This is a genomic window from Bradyrhizobium sp. CB3481 (assembly GCF_029714305.1).
Taxonomy (GTDB): domain Bacteria; phylum Pseudomonadota; class Alphaproteobacteria; order Rhizobiales; family Xanthobacteraceae; genus Bradyrhizobium.
In genome coordinates, this window is the sequence record NZ_CP121647.1 from 588999 (window position 1) to 605798 (window position 16800).

Genomic DNA, 16800 nt, shown 5'->3' on the forward strand with positions numbered 1-16800 from the left:
CTAATCCCCATAGCGGATACGCGGGTCGATTGCGGCGTACAGCATGTCGACGGTGAAGTTGGCGACCACCACGACCACGGCGATCAGCATCACGAGATTCTGGACGATCGGATAGTCGCGCCAGCGCAGCGCCTCGACCAGGAAGCGGGCGACGCCGGGAATGTTGAACACGGTCTCGGTGACGATCAGGCCGCCGATCAAGAACGCCGCCTCGATGCCGATCACGGTGATGACGGGAAGAATGGCATTCTTCAGCGCGTGGCGGTAATTCACTGACGCTTCCGAAGCGCCCTTGGCGCGCGCGGTGCGGATAAAATCCTGCCGCAGGATTTCAAGCATCGAGGAGCGCGTGATGCGCATGGTCAGCGCGGCGCTGCGAAACCCGACCGCCATCGCCGGCACGGCGTAGATCGCAAAGGCTTCGGTCCAGGTCCTTGGATTGGGATTATAGATTGGCATGCTGCCGAACAGCGACACCGACGCCATCAGGATCAGGAGCCCAAGCCAGAACGACGGCAGCGACAGGCCGCTCAGGCTGATGACGCGCAGCGTATAGTCGAGGCGCGAACCTTGATGGACGGCGCTCAAAACCCCTAAGGGAATGCCGATCGACGCCGAGAACAACAGCGCCAGCGCCGCCAGCCGCGCGGTGATCGGAATGCGCGGCAGGATCTCCTGCAGCGCCGGCTTCTCCGACACGTAGGAATAGCCGAGATCGCCGTGCAGCAGCCCGCCGATCCAGTTCAGATATTGCTGCCAGATCGGCAGGTTGAGGCCGAGCTCCTTCTCCAGGTTGGCCTTGTCGGTCGGATCGACGAAACCGGCAGCGTCGAACAGGATGTCGACGATGTTGCCGGGGACAATGCGCAGCAGCACGAAGATGATGATCGAGATCCCGATCAGGGTCACGAGCATCAAAGCAAGGCGTCGCACGAGATAAGCAAACACCTGGCTTTCTCCCTTCAGGATGCGGCGGCTACGCTATCCACAACGCAGCTTACTTGTCCATCCAGACGTCTTCGTACCGGTAGCCGTTATAGGAGCTGTTGGACATGATGGTGACGTTCTTGACGTAAGGCGCCCAACAGGTTCCGGTCCGGCTGTGGAAGATGATCGGCCGCGCCACGTCCTCCTGCAGCTTCTTGTCGATCTCCCAGACCAGCTTCTTGCGCTTGTTGATGTCCTTCTCCATCGACTGCTGGTCGAACAGTTTTTCGATTTCCTTGTTGCAGTAGCCGGTGTAGTTGCGTTCCGAGCCGCAGGAATAATTCTCATAGAAGGACTGGTCGGGATCGTCGACGGCGTTGCCGGTCAGGTTGAGGCCGAGTGAATAGTCCTTGCGCGCCACTTTCGGGAACCATTGCGCGGTATCGACGACGTCGAGCTCGGCGTCGATATAGATGCTCTTGAGCTGATCGATCAGGATGATCGCGGGATCGCGATAGACCGGGATATTGCGCGTGGAAATCTTGATGGCGAGATGCTTGTCGGGGCCATAGCCGGCCTTTTGCATCAGTTTGCGACCTTCCTCGCGGTTCTTCTCCACGTCAGGCCCGTAGCCCGGGATCGATTCCAGCATCTCCTTAGGCATCGCCCACAATCCCGCCGGCGCGGGCAGCATGGTGCCGCCGATATCGGCCTGGCCTTCGAACTGGATCTGGACGAAGGCCTTGCGATCGAGCGCCAGCGCCATCGCGCGGCGGACGTCGAGATTGTCGAACGGCGGGTTGGACGAGTTGACGATGATGTTGGTGGAGACGTTGTTCGGCTCGACCACGCAGACGGCGTTCGGCGCCTGTGACTTGACGTCCTTCAACAGTGGGATCGACACTTCCGTCGGGAAGGTCATGTCGAACTTGCCGGAGACGAACCCGAGAATCGCGGTTGAGCGGTTCGTGATGATATTGAACTCGATGCCATCGAGATAAGGAAGGCCCTTCTTCCAGTAGTCCGGGTTCTTGGCCAGCTTGATCGACTCGTTGGCCTTGAACTCGACGAACTTGAACGGCCCGGTGCCGACCGGCTTGGTGCGCATGTCGGCCGGCGACACGTGACATGGGTATACCGGCGTGTAGCCGGAGGCGAGCAGCGACAGCAATGACGGCTGGGGACGTTTCAGGTTGAACGACGCCTCAAAGTCGCCATTGACGGTGACTTCGTTGACTTCATTATACCACGTCTTGCGCGGGTTCTGCCGGAACTTCTGCTGCGACTTGCCCATCAGCATGTCGAACGTGCATTTGACGTCGGCCGAGGTGAACGGCTTGCCGTCATGCCATTTGACGTCTTTGCGCAGCTTGAATGTCAGCGTCTTGCCGTCGTCGCTCCACGCCCAGCTCTCGGCGAGTTCCGGCCTGATCGTGTCCTGGCTGTTCTGCGCGATGTGCTGGTCGAAGATGACCAGGTTGTTGAACACCGGCATGAACGGGATGTTGATCGAATACGTCGCGCCCTCGTGGATCGAGGCGCTGCCTGGGCTGTCGCGGTGATAGATTCTGAAAATCCCACCGTGCTTCGGCTCGCCCGCCGACGCAACGTCGTAAGTCGGCAGCAACAACAACGCCGCCGCGGCAAGCGCTTGAACGCTCCGCATGATCTCCTCCACTTTTTATTCGGTCTCAGCGGGCCGATTGGTATCGAGGATACCATGGCATGGCGTGGGGGCAACCGGCCGCGCCAATACGGGGATTGGCAATTTGGACTACGCGAAATCCGCCTGGCGGAAGTCGCGGTTTGCATCGGCTTGGGCGACGCAGGTTTGCGCGCCAAAATGTCTCAGCCGATGATGCACTGCAGTACGGGCCACGCCACTCATGCTCGACCGAGCCGTCTCACATCGTGACATGCTTCAGACGATCCGCGAGGTCTTGTTGCCCCAGTAGCGGTCGCGCAGCAGGCGCTTGTAGAGCTTGCCGGTCGGCAGCCGCGGCAATTCCGCTTCGAAGTCGATCGAGCGCGGCACTTTCTGGCGCGACAGCGACTGGCTGCAGAAGGCGATTAGTTCGTCGGCCAGCTCTTTTCCCGGCGAAACGCCCGGCATCGGCTGCACCACGGCTTTAACTTCCTCGCCGAGATCCGGATTGGGCACGCCGAACACCGCCGCATCCGCGATCTTGGGATGGGTAATCAGGAGGTTCTCGCACTCCTGTGGGTAGATGTTGACGCCACCGGAGATAATCATGAACGTGGCGCGATCGGTCAGGTAGAGATAGCCGTCTTCGTCGACATAGCCGACGTCGCCGACTGTGCTCATGGTGCTGTCGGGCGAGCGGGCCTCCTGGGTCTTGGCCGGATCATTAAAGTATTCGAACGGCGAGGCCGTTTTGAACCACACCGTGCCGGCCGTGCCGACGGGGCAGGGTTTCATGTTCTCATCGAGGATATGCAGATCGCCGAGCAGAACCTTGCCGACAGTGCCGCGATGCGCCAGCCATTGCTCGCTGTTGCAGGCGGTGAAGCCGAGCCCTTCGGTGGCGCCGTAATATTCATGGATGATCGGGCCCCACCACTTGATCATGTCGTCCTTCACGGCGGCGGGGCAGGGCGCGGCGGCGTGAATGGCGATCTCGAGCGTTGACAGGTCGTAATGCTGGCGCACGCCTTCCGGCAGTTTCAGCATGCGCGAGAACATCGTCGGCACGAGCTGGGTATGGGTGATACCCCATTTCTGCACCAGCTCCAGATATCGTTCGGGATCGAAACTCTCCATGATGATGACGGTGCCGCCCATGCGGATCGTGAGGTTGACCGCCGCCTGCGGCGCCGAATGATAGAGCGGCGCCGGCGAGAGGTAGATCATTCCCTCGCGGTACTGCCAAAGATTGATCAGGAAATCGAACAGCGGCAGGTTCTGTATCGGCGGCTGCTCAGGCAGCGGTCGCAGGATGCCCTTGGGCCGGCCTGTCGTGCCGGAAGAATAAAGCATCGCAGTGCCGAGCCATTCGTCGGCAATCGGCGTTGCTGGCAGGTCCGCGGTTGCCTGCTGCAGCCCGACAATGCGGTCGCTTTCGCCGTCACCGTCCGTCACGATGCAAAGCTCAACCTGGGGGCATTCCTTCAGCGCCTCGCGCGCGACGTCGAGTTTTGCCTGCGACGTGATGAGAATGCGCGACTGGCTGTTGGTCAGGATGTAGGCGAGCTCGCCCGCCGTCAGGTAGGAGTTCACGCAGGTGTAATAAAGCCCGCTGCGCTCGCCGGCGCCGCAGGCCTCGAGATAGCGGCTGTTGTTCTCCATGAAGATCGAATAGTGGTCGAGCCGCTTCAGGCCGTGCTTGCGAAACAGATGCGCCAGCCGGTTGCTGCGGGCTTCCAGCTCGCGATAGGTCACCGTCTCCCCGGTGGATGCCATGATGAAGGCGGGCTGAAGCGGACGAAGGTGCGCATGCTTGCCGGTGTACATGTGTGTTCTGGTCTCCTTACGCGGCCATATCCAGGATCTCGCGCACCTGCGCCGGTCCCTCGATTTTGCGCGGATTGCGCGGCACCCAGGGCGTCGCCATCGCGGCTTGCGCGATGCGGTCGAAATGCTCAGGTCCGACGCCGACCTCGCGCAGGCTGCGCGGCATGCCAAGGCCGCGAATGAAACGGTCGAGCACGCCGCCGGCGTCTTCGATCGGATGCCCCATAGCGGCGGCTATCTGCGCCTGCCGCTCGGCATTGGCCGGCTTGTTCCAGCGCATCACCGATGGCAGCATGACGCAGGAAGTATAGCCGTGCGGCACGCCGAATTCTGCGCCGAGCACGTAACCGATGCCATGGCTGGCGCCCATCGGCACGCCTGATGCCAGCGGCCCGGTCGAAAGCCACGTGCCGATCTGGCAATCCATCCGCGCGTCGAGATCGTTGGCGTCGGCCTTCACCCGCGGCAGCGCCTGCGCCAGCATGGAGAGGCCCTTCAGCGCTTGAGCGTCGCCGTAAGGATGCGCCTCGCGCGAGCAGATGCCTTCGACACAATGGTCGACGGCGCGAATTCCGGTCGAGAGCCACAGCCATTCCGGCGTATGCAGGCTGAGCCAGGGATCGAGGATCACGGCGCGCGGCATCAATAAGGGATGGCGCAGCGCTTCCTTGACCTTGGTCGTCTCGTTGGTGACGCCGGCCGTGGCGGAGAATTCGCCGCCGGCAATCGTCGTGGGGACGCTGATCTGGCGTACCATCGGCGCCTTGAGCTGCGGCGGTGCGCCGCGACCGGCCCTGATGGTGCCGATGTCGTCCGCGTTGCGGATGTCGTTGGCAAGACAGAGCTGCACCGCCTTGGCGCCATCGGTGATCGAGCCGCCGCCGATCGTGACGATGAGGTCGGCATTCGCAGCTCGGGCCTGTTCGCTGGCGGCGATCACGGCGCCGCGCGGCGTATGCGGCGGCATCGAATCGAAGGTGCCGACGCAGCGTGCGCCCAGCGCACGGCGGATGTTTTCGATGATATCGGTCTGCCGGTTCAGCGTGCCGCTGACCATCAGGAAGGCGCGTGCGGAGCCGAGCCGGTTCAACTGCTCGACGAGCGCCTCGGATGCAGGCCGTCCGAACACGACCTCATCCATCGCGCCGAATACGACACGCCCGCTGTGCACCCTTGTCCTCCCCGGACATTTTTCGGCCCTTGTGGCGGGCCTTGCGAGGAAGGTTAGCCGAGGAAATTCGCGGCGTCATGCCCGAAGATGGGGGACTGCTATCGTCGCATTAGCGGATCCTGCCTGCGCTCCATCCGTGTCATGCGAGCCAACGGGTCGCGCGAATGCGCGCCCGATGACAGGCTCCGCGAAGTAATCCATGCTTCTGCGCGGGGACAGATGGATTGATTCGTCGCTTCGCTTCTCGCAACGACGTGGATGGAGCGTCGGCAGGACCGACCATCCCCGGCGCGGGCAAGCGACCCGCCCACCATGTCACGTTTTCGTCACCGGCCGACGATTAGCTGACGCCCATCGCGCCGGGTTCCGTCTCATCGCACTGCGGGAAAAGCACGAAATCCGGATAGTGCAGGCCGTTGGCTACACGGATGCATAACGATTGTGCTTGATCCGCGGAGCTTCTTGACGAGACTGGGAACCAATCACATCTGTGGCCTCCGCCATTTGTTCCACGGCGGCTTTCATCGACATGGGATGTCAGGAGTGCAGGGGAGATGGGGTTTGACCGCAATTGAGCCATTGAAACGTTGGGCCTTGCCAGCGGCAGGCGATGTCAGCCTGTCCGTTGGCATCAAATGGCTGACCCCGCTGCTTGCGGTTGCACTGTCTGCTTGCGGCGACAAGCCGCCGCAACAGCCCGCAGCGGCGGCGCCTCCGGTCACCGTCGCGCAGCCCGTGAAGCGCACTGTCACCGATTGGGATGAATTCACCGGCCGGTTCGAGGCCGTGCAGGAAGTCCAGGTCCGCGCCCGCGTCGGCGGCTTCGTGACATCGGTCGAATTCCGCGACGGCGCCATCGTCCGGACCGGCGACCTGCTCTATGTGATCGATGCCCGTCCGTTCGAGGCGGTCGCCGAACAGGCCGACGGTCAACTATCCGACGCGCGCGCCAAGGCGGAGCTTGCCAAGCGCGAGCTCGACCGCGCGCTGACGTTGAACCAGACCCAGGCGGTATCCGATTCCATCGTCGATCAGCGCCGCCAGACCCTGCAGGCGGCGCGCGCCGCCGAGATGCAGGCTGAAGGCGCCCTCAAGGCCGCCAAGCTCAACATCGAATTCACCCATGTGATGGCGCCGATCACCGGCCGCGTCAGCCGTCATCTGGTGACACCCGGCAACCTCGTGCAGGGCAGCGAGGGCGGCGCCACGCTGCTCACCTCGATCGTATCGCTCGATCCGATCTACATCTATTTCGACGTCGACGAGGCGACCTATCAAAGGAACAGCAAGCTGTGGTTCGAAGGCAAGCGGCCGAGCTCGCGCGATACGCCGAACCCTGTGCAGGTGACGCTGACGGGCGAGACCAAGCCCTCGCATGACGGCAAGATGGATTTCCTCGACAACCGCCTCGACGTCTCGACCGGCACGCTGCGCAGCCGTGCTGTCATTCCGAACAAGGACCTCTCGATTCTCCCAGGCCAGTTCGGCCGCGTCCGCATCATCGGCAGTTCGCCTTACGAGGCGCTATTGCTGCCCGACACCGCTGTCGCGACCGATCAGTCGCGCAAGATCGTTTTCGTCGTCAAGGACGACAACACGGTCGAGGCGAAGCCGGTGACGCTCGGGCCGCTCGATGAAGGCCTGCGCGTGATCCGCGAAGGGATCAATGCCGAAGACAAGGTCATCATCGATGGCCTGCAGCGGGCGCGGGTCGGCGCAAAGGTCACGCCAAAGACGGCTGAAATCAAGCCGGCCGGTGGCAAGACATGAATCTCGGCCGTCTCTCCATCAACCAGCCCATCCTGGCGATGGTGCTGTCGATCGTGCTGCTGATTGTCGGCGCGCTCGCCTACACGACGCTGCCGGTCTCGGAATATCCGCAGGTGGTGCCGCCGACGGTGGTGGTGACCACGCAATATCCGGGCGCCTCGGCGCAGACCGTCTCCGATACCGTGGCCGCGCCGATCGAGCAGGAGATCAACGGCGTCGAGGACATGCTGTATCTCTACAGCCAGGCGACCTCGAACGGGCAGTTGACAATCACTGTCACTTTCAAGCTGGGCACCGACCTCGACAAGGCCCAGGTGCTGGTGCAGAACCGCGTCGCGATCGCGCAGCCGCGCCTGCCGGAGGAAGTGCAGCGTAACGGCGTCGTCACCCGCAAGAACAGCCCTGATATCCTGATGGTGGTGTTCATGCTGTCGCCGGACGAAACGTTCGACCAGCTCTACATCTCCAACTACGCGTTGTTGCAGGTCCGCGACCAGTTGCTCCGGCTCGATGGCGTCGGCGACATCCAGATGTTCGGCGCGCGCGACTATTCGATGCGGCTGTGGCTCGATCCGGACAAGATCGCGACCTTGGGCCTGACCTCGGCCGAGGTGGTGGCGGCGATCCGCGCGCAAAACGTCCAGATCGCGGGCGGACAGATCGCGGAGCCGCCGATTTCCGACCGCGCCTTTTCGCCTAATCTCACCTTCACCGGCCGCCTGAAGGATCCGAAGCAGTTCGAGGAGATCGTGGTGAAGGCCGGCGCCGACGGGCGCACGGTCAAGCTGCGCGACGTCGCACGGATCGAGCTCGGCGCGCTCGCCTATTCGACCAACAGCTTCCTGCTCCGCAAATCCGCTGTCGCCATGCTAGTGACGCAGCGGCCGGGTTCCAATGCGCTGGCGACCGCCAAGGGCATTAACGATACCATGGAGCGGCTCAAGGCGACCTTTCCAAAAGGGCTCGACTACAATATCGGCTACAACCCGACCGAATTCATTGCGCAGTCCGTCAGCGAGCTGATCAAGACGATCTATGAAGCGATGGCGCTGGTCGTCATCGTGGTGCTGGTCTTCCTGCAGGGCTGGCGCCCCGCCATCATTCCGATCATCGCAATCCCCGTCTCGCTGGTCGGCACTTTCGCCGTCATGGCGGCGCTGGGATTCTCGATCAACAATCTCACTTTGTTCGGCCTCGTGCTCGCGGTCGGCATCGTGGTCGACGACGCGATCGTGGTGGTCGAGAATGTCGAGCGCCATCTGGAGCATGGCATGAGCCGGCGCGACGCCGCGCTACGCACCATGGAAGAGGTCGGCAGCGCGCTGGTCTCGATTGCGCTGGTGCTCGGTGCGGTGTTCGTGCCCACCGCGTTCATTGGCGGCATCTCCGGGCAGTTCTTCCAGCAGTTCGCCGTCACCATTGCGGTGGCGACCGCGATTTCCTGCTTCTGTTCGCTGACGCTGTCGCCTGCGCTGGCCTCTTTGATCCTGCAGCCGCATGAGGACAAGCGGCCGGCGGCGCGCTGGAATGTCATCGCCCGCGGCTGGGATGCCTTTACCGGCGTATTCAACCGCGGGTTCGACCGGCTGTCGCATGGCTACGCCCGCGCCGCCGATTTCGTGATCCGCCATGCCGTCGTGATGCTCCTGCTCTATGTCGCGCTGATCGGCAGCGCCGGCTGGCTCTTGATCACCACCCCCCAGGGCTTCATTCCGGCGCAGGATCGCGGCTACGTCATCGTCTCCGTGCAACTGCCGGGCGCCGCGTCGCTGGCGCGCACCACCGAGGTCGTCCGCGAGATCGAGCGGATTGCGCTGGATACGCCGGGCATCATTCGCGTGGCGGCGTTTGCCGGCTTCTCGGGCGCGACCCGAACGCAGGCGAGCAACGCCGCGGCCTTGTTCCCGGTATTCGCGGACCCGGAGGAGCGGCACAAGAAGGGGCTGTCGGCCGGCGCGATCGCCAACAATCTGCGGATGCGGCTGTCGAGCATCCAGGGTGCCTTCATCATCGTGATCCCGCCGCCTGCGGTGCCCGGCATCGGCACCGGCGGCGGCTTCACCATGCGCATCCAGGACCGCCAGGGCCGCGGCTCGGAATTGCTGGCGGCGGCAACCGACGAACTGGTCGGCGCGGCGCGCAAGGCGCCGGGGCTGACCCAGGTGTTCTCGACGTTCACGGCCAACACGCCGCAACTCTTCGTCGATATCGATCGCGTCAAGGCGCAGAAGCTCGGCGTGCCGATCGCGGGTATCACCGAAACGATCCAGACCTATTTCGGCTCGTCCTATGTCAACGACTTCAACCTGTTCGGCCGGACCTATCACGTTACCGCGCAGGCGGACCTGCCGTTCCGCAAGGAGACATCCGATCTGGCGCGGCTGCGCACCCGCAACGCCGCCGGCGACATGGTGATGCTCGGCAGCGTGGTCAGTTTCCGCGACATCTCCGGCCCCGACCGTGTCGCGCGATACAACCTCTATCCGGCGTCCGAGCTGCAGGGCGACACGCTGCCGGGCACGAGCTCCGCGACAGCGATCAACACCATGAAGCGGCTGGCTACCGAGACGTTGCCGAGCGGCTTCTCGTTCGAATGGACCGACCTGTCCTATCAGCAGGTCACCGGCGGCAATACCGGTCTGCTCGTCTTCCCGATCTGTGTGTTGTTCGTCTATCTCGTGCTGGCGGCGCAATATGGCTCGTGGAGCCTGCCGTTCGCGGTCATCCTGATCGTGCCGATGTGCCTGCTCGCCGCCACCATCGGCGTGCGTATCATGGGCCAGGACGTCAACATCCTGACCCAGATCGGCTTCGTGGTGCTGGTGGGGCTTGCGGCCAAGAACGCCATTTTGATCGTCGAGTTCGCGCGCGATATCGAGCTGGAAGGAAAATCGCGGCTGGACGCAGTGATCGAAGCCTGCCGGCTGCGGCTGCGGCCGATCCTGATGACCTCGTTCGCCTTCATCCTCGGTGTGCTGCCGCTGGTGATCTCGTCGGGTTCGGGTTCGGAGATGCGGCAGGCGGTCGGCGTCGCCGTGTTCTTCGGCATGCTCGGCGTCACGCTGTTCGGCCTGATCTTCACGCCGATCTTCTACGTCATCGTGCGCAATCTCGCCGAGGGCAGAAACGACAAGAAGCCGGGCGTGGCGTGAGGCGCGCGCGCTTCTCCACATGGCCGTCGTTCCGGGTTCGCGACTTCGTCGCGCCCCGGAATGACGAGTGAGGTTGCAGCCACGCCCCCTTCCGCAAGTTCCTCCAATACTTTTGGCTGATCCGAAATGGATGGGCAGTGGCGGGGTTATTGAATAGTGTTGATGGGTTCCTCTGACAAAAAATTCCGGGAGAAAAGGATGAAGTCGGGATTGTTGGCCGCCGTTGCGGTGGGTGGTGTTTTGCTCGCCGCGCCGGCATTGGCGCAGGGCATCAAGATCGGTATTTTGAACGATCAGTCCGGGGTCTACGCCGATTACGGCGGCAAATGGTCGGTCGAGGCGGCCAAGATGGCGATCGAGGATTTCGGCGGCGAGGTGCTGGGCCACAAGATCGAGATCGTTTCCGCCGACCACCAGAACAAGCCGGACCTCGGCAGTGCGATTGCGCGGCGCTGGTACGACGTCGAAGGCGTCGACATGATTACCGAGCTGACGACCTCGTCGGTCGCGCTCGCCATTCACGAACTTTCGAAGGAGAAGAAGAAAATCGACATCGTCGTGGGTGCGGCGACATCGCGTCTTACCGGCGATGCCTGCCAGCCCTACGGTTTCCACTGGGCCTACGATACCCACGCGCTCGCCTACGGCACCGGCGGTTCGCTGGTGGAAGCCGGTGGCGACACCTGGTTCTTCATGACTGCGGACTACGCCTTCGGTTATGCGCTGGAAAAAGACACCAGCGATTTCGTCAAGGCCAAGGGCGGCAAGGTGCTGGGCGCGGTTCGCATTCCCCTCAATTCGTCGGACTTCTCTTCATTCCTGCTGCAGGCGCAGAGCTCGAAGGCCAAGATCATCGGCCTGGCCAATGCCGGCCTCGACACCACCAACTCGATCAAGCAGGCGGCCGAATTCGGCATCGTGAAGAGCGGCCAGAAGCTCGCCGGCCTGCTCTTGACGCTCGCCGAAGTGCACGGCCTTGGGCTCGACGCGGCGCAGGGCCTGGTGCTGACCGAAGGCTATTACTGGGACCGCGATCCCAAGAGCCGCAACCTTGCCGAAAAATTCTTCAAGCGCACCGGCCGCATGCCCAACATGATCCAGGCCGGCACTTATTCGGCAACGCTGCAATATCTCAAGGCCGTGAAGGCTGCCGGCACCAAGGATGCCGAGGCGGTCGCCAAAAAGCTGAAGGAGCTTCCGGTCGACGACGATTTTGCGCAGGGCGGCAAGGTGATGGAAAACGGCCGCATGGTGCATGACCTCTATCTGTTCGAGGTCAAGAAGCCGTCGGAATCGAAGAAGCCGTGGGACTACTACAAGCAGCTGGCCGTGGTGCCCGGCGACAAGGCGTTCCCGGCGGCGAAGGATTCGGGCTGCCCGCTGGTGAAGTAGCTCTTTCGGTCGTGCCGCGAAAGCAGGGGGCGACAGCGTCGCTGCCGTAGGGTGGGCAAAGCGAAGCGTGCCCACCATCTCGCAGCTCGTTCGCTGATGGATGGTGGGCACGTCGCTACGCTCCTTTGCCCACCCTACTAGTCTGCCTCATTGATAGAACACGGCGTATGGGTCCCGGGTCGCGCTTCGCTTGCCCGGGACGACGTGGATAGATCTCGTTTTTCTCACCCCTGCACCAACCGCCACACGATCGTGCCGAATGCGCCCACCCACAGCGCAATCGTCGCCAGCGCCTGGATTGCAAAACCCAGGCTGCGCTTGGCGACCGCCTGAGCATAGCCCAGCACGTAGAGGATACGGCCGATCACCCAGGCCAGCCCGATCAACGCCGCAATGCTATCGCTGAGATAGATCGCAAATAGCCACAGCGACGGCAAAAAGATCGGCAGCCATTCCAGCGTGTTCATCTGTGCGCGAAATACACGCTCGAAATCCGGATTGCCCGAAATCGCCGGCAGCTTGACGCCGAACTTGCCGCGCGCCCGCGACACCAGGATGGACGAATAGAAGTAGACCAGGATCGCCAGCAAGGTGACGAGCGCGGTGAAGTGATACATGGCTGAATTTCCCCGACGTGATGCGGTGGCTTAATAGCCCGTCATTTCCAGGTAGCCCACCCCCGTGTGGCTGCCGGCGAGGCGGATCGGGCCTTCCCAATAGGGGAAGCTGGTGCCCATCCAGCATCTAACGTTGAGCGGCGTGCACTCGATCGATAGCGCCATCTTCGGAACGGCGACACGCCACGTCGTCGGTATCTTTCGTCCCTCGATCTCGGTGAAGACCAGCGGCGTCATCGTGATGTCGGCCGAGGCGAGTTGCTCGGCCTTGCCGTCGGGAAGTATCCACTTGCCGGAGCCGTAATGCTGGCCGTCGCTCTGGCGCATCCGGTACAGCATCAGCTTGTCGCCTGACTTGAAGTGGAGCGACAGCCAGTCCCACCCGCTTTGATCCGATGCCAGCGGCTGGCTGCTCCATTCGCGGTCGAGCCAGGCCATGCCGGTGACATCGACCGGCTTGTCGTCGATGGTGAGGACACCGGTCGCCGAATAATGCGGCTGGCTGTAGTAGTAGGAGGCCTGTTCGCGCAGCGATTTGCGGCTGTAGCCGCCATCGCCCTGCAGCACCAGCGGACGCAGCGCCCCTAGCCGCAGCGCGTAGCTGAAGTCGGTGCCGGAAGCCTTCAGCGCAAGTGGCGCGATGTTCTCATCGCTGACCGGATCGATGCCGCGCATTTCCCAGGCATCGATCCAGGCCTGAAATGGCTGCGCCTCGACACCGGCCTGACCGATGCCGCCGCGTGCAAAAGCCTGGGCAACGCGATGGGTGTCGGCGCGGGTGACGGCGGCATGGCCCATCCAGATCTGCTGGTTGGCCCACCCCTCTGTCGATCCACCTGGTGCAATCGCCTGGCGAAACAGCGTCCACTGCGCGCCATAGGCATTGCCGTTGGCATCGCTGAGATTGGCCGTCACATACCACCACTCGATGCGGAATTCCGGGTGCGGGCCGTGATCGGCGGGAAATGCGAACGTCCTGCCGGGAACGACCGGCGCAAACCCTTCCCCGCTTTCGCTCAAACCGGCATAGCCCTGCGCGAACGCCTTGCCACCGATCCCTGCAAGGAGCGCGCCGCCGACGAAACCGCGGCGGGTGATGCGGCCGCTAGCGTTCATTGGCGAATATCCTGATCAGGCTGGCCGGCTGCATGCGCGCCAGGCGGATGACAGGCAGCGCAGCGGCGGCAAAGGCGGCGGCCATCGCGACGCCGGTGAGCCACAGCAATTGCACCGGAAACACATGGAACGGCAGCCGCCAGCCAAATGCCTTGACGTTGACGATCGCGAGCAGGCACCACGCGACGAGCAGACCCAGCGGCAGCGCGAAGATCGTGGTGATCAGCGCGACCGACATCGTCTTGAGAAGCTCGATCGCCGCCAGGCGCCGCCGCGTGATGCCGATCGCCCAAAGCGGGGCCAGTTGCGGCAGCCGCGAATTGGCCAGCGTCAGCAAGCTCGTCAGCAGCGCGACGCCGGCAACGCCGAGCGTGAAGGCATTCAGCGCGGCGGTCACGGAAAAGGTGCGATTGAAGATCCGTGTCGATTCCGCCTTCATCGTCGCCTGGTCGGCGACGTTGCGGTCGTCGAGGCCGAATTTATCCTGCAGCGCCGAGATCAATGCCGGGATGTTGGCCGTGGCAACCCGCAGCCCCATCCGCGTCAGCGGAATCTCCGGAAAGCGCCGCGTCAGCGCGGCAAAATTCACCGCGATCTGGCCCTTTGGGTTGCCGTAGTCAGCATAGATGCCGACGATGTCGAGCGGCCAGTTGCCGCCCGACGCCGGCACCTCGATCCGGTCGCCGACCGAAAGATGCATGCGCCGCGCCAGTTGTTCGCTGACAAGGGCTGCGTTGCCGGGGCGCAGCCTGGTCCAGGCATTGTCGGCCGATTGCAGCAGCGGCCAGTTATCGCGATAGGTGGCGTGATCGGGCAGGCCCAGCACCTCGATCGGCGCGCCGGCCAGTTGCGTATCGGCACGGCCGCCGGGGAGGATCGCCTCGACCTCCGGCCGCTCGCGCAGCCACGCCTTGATCTCATGCGCCTGATCGTCATTGGCGGCATTGACGTAAACATCTGCCGCCAGCCGTCCGTCGAGCCAGACCAGGAAGGTGCGGGAAAAACTCTCGACCATGGTGGAAACGCCGACATTGACTGCAAGCGCAAGCAGCAGCGCCATCAACGCGAGCGACAATCCGGAGAGCTGCTGACGGCTGTCGGCCCAGAACCAGACGCCGATCGGCTGACGTGCGTAGCGTTGTCCGATCGAGAGGGCGATCTCCAGAAACATCGGCAGGATCAGCGCCGCGCCAAGCATCAGCGCCGCGAGCACGGCAAAGCCCGACATCAGGGAATCGCCGAGCCATAAAAAGGCGCCGGCCCCTGCGAAAGCCGCGAGCGCCAGCGCACTCTGATAGGTCAGCCAGCGCCGCTGCGCCAGTTGCCAGGCAAACGGCTGGGCGGTGGCGAGCAGCGGCAGCCGTAGCGCCTTGGTCAGGCTGGCCGCCGCCGCGGCGAGCGCGCCGACAATGCTGATGGCGATGCCGGCGAACCACCATTGCGGCTTCAGCACCAGCTGTCCCGGAATCTGCGCGCCATAGAGCCCGCGCAGCGAGGCCACGACATCGGGCAGCAGTGCGCCGGCGATGAAGTAGCCGCAGACCAGCCCAACCAATCCCGCGACCAGCGCCAGCGACACCAGTTCGAGCACCAGCACGACGTTCAGCATCCGCGCCGAGACGCCGCAGGCGCGCAAGGTGCGCAGCGTGGGCAGGCGCTGCTCGAAGGCGAGCCCGATCGCCGAATTGACGATGAACAGGCCGACAAAGAACGACAGCAGTCCGAATGCCGTCAGGTTCAGGTGAAAGCTGTCGGTGAGGCGTTCGAGATCGGTCTCGGCATCCGGTTCGACCAGACGCAGCCTGTCACCGGTGACGTCTTCCAGCGACGGGTGCTTGCCAGCCGCCTTGCCGATCAGGAGGCGCGAGAGCTGATCCGGCATCTTCAGAAGGTTTTGCGCGATGCCGATATCGACGACCAGCACGCCGGGCACCAAATTCGGCTGCACGCGCAGCGGCGGCAGTGACATGCCACTGGCCTCAAGCCGCGCGCCCTCGGCGAGCTTGAGATCGGCAAGCGTCTCCGGCGCGACCAGCATTTCGCCCGGCGGCGTCATGAAGGACTGCAGGCTGGCCTTGCCGACCGTCGGCGCATTGCCGACCTCGGCGGGCAGCGTGACCGGCTCGATCCCCATCAGGCGGAACGATCGTCCCTCGATCTGGATGCGGCCCTCGAGCACCGGCGAGACCGGCCAGCCGGCGCGGCGCAGATCGACAAAGAGTTTTTGCGGGAAGGTCGCGCCGCGGCTCGCGACCAGCATCGCGGCGCGCGCGCCGCCAAAGGTCGCCGCGGCGCGGTCATAGGAAGTGCGGGCCTGCTGGTTGAGCGCCTGCACGCCGCTCCATAGCGCGGTCGCCGAGATCAATCCGATCAGCAACGTTGCGAGCTGCATCGGATGCCGCCGCCAATGGCTCAGCAGCACGGCCAGCGTCCACAGCGCGCGCTTCACGCGATCACCCCGGCATGGAGGTTGACCTGCCGGTCGAGCGTGGCGGCCAGCCTTGCGCTGTGCGTCACCATTAGAAAACCGCAGCCGCTGCGCGTCACCAGATCGCGCGCCAATGCCAGCACCTCGTCGGCGGTGTCCTCGTCGAGATTGCCGGTCGGCTCGTCCGCGAGCAGCAGCAGCGGCTTGATCGCCAGCGCCCGGCCAATGGCGACGCGCTGCTGCTGGCCGCCGGACAATTGCTCGGGATACCGCTTGAGGAAGCGGCCGAGCCCGAGCCGCTCAACCAGCTCGTTATGCCAGATCGCATCATGACGGCCGGCGATGCGCGACTGAAAGGCGAGGTTATCCTCTACCGTCAGGCTCGGGATCAGGTTGAATTGCTGGAACACCAGGCCGAGCCGGTCGCGGCGCATTTCGGCGCGGTCGGCATCGCTGAGCTCGCCAACCTGTGCATCCGCCAGCCGGATCTCGCCGCCATCGGCCGCGTCGAGACCTGCGATCAGATGCAGCAGTGTGCTCTTGCCGCTGCCGGATTCGCCCGTCAGCGCGACGCTCTCGCCGGCCGCAACCGTCAGGTTCACGCCGCGCAATACCGCAACCTCTTCACCAGCGGTGCGGTAGCTCTTCGTCAGGCTGGTGACGTGAAGCACCGGGCCGGTTGCATTGGGACTATCTTTGGTCATGCGCGACAATGAACCGATCTGACCATGAAAAATCCCCTGAACATGATGGCA

At 63.6% G+C, this 16800-nt stretch carries 11 protein-coding genes; 3 read left to right on the top strand and 8 right to left on the bottom strand.

The window, feature by feature from the left end; genetic code table 11:
• The 4 genes from QA643_RS02775 to QA643_RS02790 all read right to left on the bottom strand — a co-directional run bounded on the left by QA643_RS02775 (nt 1) and on the right by QA643_RS02790 (nt 5570).
• Complete coding sequence (locus tag QA643_RS02775) at nt 1-948, bottom strand: ABC transporter permease (RefSeq protein ID WP_283031691.1); 948 nt, start codon at nt 946-948, stop codon at nt 1-3.
• Nucleotides 949-997: 49 nt separating this feature from the next.
• Complete coding sequence (locus QA643_RS02780; RefSeq protein WP_283031692.1) at nt 998-2593, bottom strand: ABC transporter substrate-binding protein; 1596 nt, start codon at nt 2591-2593, stop codon at nt 998-1000.
• A 255-nt stretch (nt 2594-2848) separates the two neighbouring features.
• Nucleotides 2849-4399, bottom strand: coding sequence for an AMP-binding protein (locus QA643_RS02785; RefSeq protein WP_283031693.1), 1551 nt, complete (start codon nt 4397-4399; stop codon nt 2849-2851).
• 16 nt (nt 4400-4415) lie between these two features.
• Nucleotides 4416-5570 carry an iron-containing alcohol dehydrogenase gene (locus QA643_RS02790; protein WP_283031694.1) on the bottom strand — a complete coding sequence of 385 codons (1155 nt, stop codon included), beginning with the start codon at nt 5568-5570 and terminating at the stop codon, nt 4416-4418.
• Between the two features lie 663 nt (nt 5571-6233).
• Here QA643_RS02790 and QA643_RS02795 point away from each other — a divergent pair.
• From QA643_RS02795 to QA643_RS02805, 3 genes are all read left to right on the top strand, one after another.
• A complete protein-coding gene (locus tag QA643_RS02795) occupies nt 6234-7340 on the top strand; it encodes an efflux RND transporter periplasmic adaptor subunit (RefSeq protein ID WP_283035091.1) in 1107 nt (368 codons plus the stop codon).
• Nucleotides 7337-10492: a multidrug efflux RND transporter permease subunit gene (locus QA643_RS02800; protein WP_283031695.1), complete on the top strand. Its 3156-nt coding sequence runs from the start codon at nt 7337-7339 to the stop codon at nt 10490-10492. The genes QA643_RS02795 and QA643_RS02800 overlap by 4 nt, the downstream gene beginning before the upstream one ends.
• Nucleotides 10493-10690: 198 nt before the next feature.
• Nucleotides 10691-11884, top strand: a complete 1194-nt coding sequence (locus tag QA643_RS02805) for an ABC transporter substrate-binding protein (RefSeq protein WP_283031696.1) — start codon at nt 10691-10693, stop codon at nt 11882-11884.
• Nucleotides 11885-12108: 224 nt separating this feature from the next.
• On the opposite strand, the gene QA643_RS02810 is transcribed toward QA643_RS02805, so the two are convergent.
• From QA643_RS02810 to QA643_RS02825, 4 genes are read right to left on the bottom strand one after another with little or no spacing between them, the layout of a single operon-like run.
• Entirely contained in the window at nt 12109-12501 is a 393-nt protein-coding gene (locus tag QA643_RS02810; protein ID WP_283031697.1) for an MAPEG family protein, read from the bottom strand.
• Nucleotides 12502-12531: 30 nt separating this feature from the next.
• On the bottom strand, nt 12532-13617 hold the full coding sequence (locus tag QA643_RS02815; RefSeq protein WP_283031698.1) for a lipocalin-like domain-containing protein: 1086 nt from the start codon (nt 13615-13617) through the stop codon (nt 12532-12534).
• A complete protein-coding gene (locus QA643_RS02820) occupies nt 13607-16066 on the bottom strand; it encodes an ABC transporter permease (RefSeq protein ID WP_283031699.1) in 2460 nt (819 codons plus the stop codon). Before QA643_RS02820 ends, QA643_RS02815 begins: the two co-directional genes overlap by 11 nt.
• The gene (locus QA643_RS02825; protein ID WP_283031700.1) at nt 16063-16749 is read right to left on the bottom strand and encodes an ABC transporter ATP-binding protein; all 687 of its coding nucleotides are present in this window, start codon (nt 16747-16749) and stop codon (nt 16063-16065) included. Before QA643_RS02825 ends, QA643_RS02820 begins: the two co-directional genes overlap by 4 nt.
• Nucleotides 16750-16800 lie beyond the last annotated feature (51 nt).

Bases quoted from the DNA above. Each gene is read 5' to 3' on its own strand.
- QA643_RS02780 (WP_283031692.1), bottom strand. From the start codon at position 2,593: ATGCGGAGCGTTCAAGCGCTTGCCGCGGCGGCGTTGTTGTTGCTGCCG.
- QA643_RS02785 (WP_283031693.1), bottom strand. From the start codon at position 4,399: ATGTACACCGGCAAGCATGCGCACCTTCGTCCGCTTCAGCCCGCCTTC.
- QA643_RS02800 (WP_283031695.1), top strand. From the start codon at position 7,337: ATGAATCTCGGCCGTCTCTCCATCAACCAGCCCATCCTGGCGATGGTG.
- QA643_RS02805 (WP_283031696.1), top strand. From the start codon at position 10,691: ATGAAGTCGGGATTGTTGGCCGCCGTTGCGGTGGGTGGTGTTTTGCTC.
- QA643_RS02810 (WP_283031697.1), bottom strand. From the start codon at position 12,501: ATGTATCACTTCACCGCGCTCGTCACCTTGCTGGCGATCCTGGTCTAC.
- QA643_RS02815 (WP_283031698.1), bottom strand. From the start codon at position 13,617: ATGAACGCTAGCGGCCGCATCACCCGCCGCGGTTTCGTCGGCGGCGCG.
- QA643_RS02825 (WP_283031700.1), bottom strand. From the start codon at position 16,749: ATGACCAAAGATAGTCCCAATGCAACCGGCCCGGTGCTTCACGTCACC.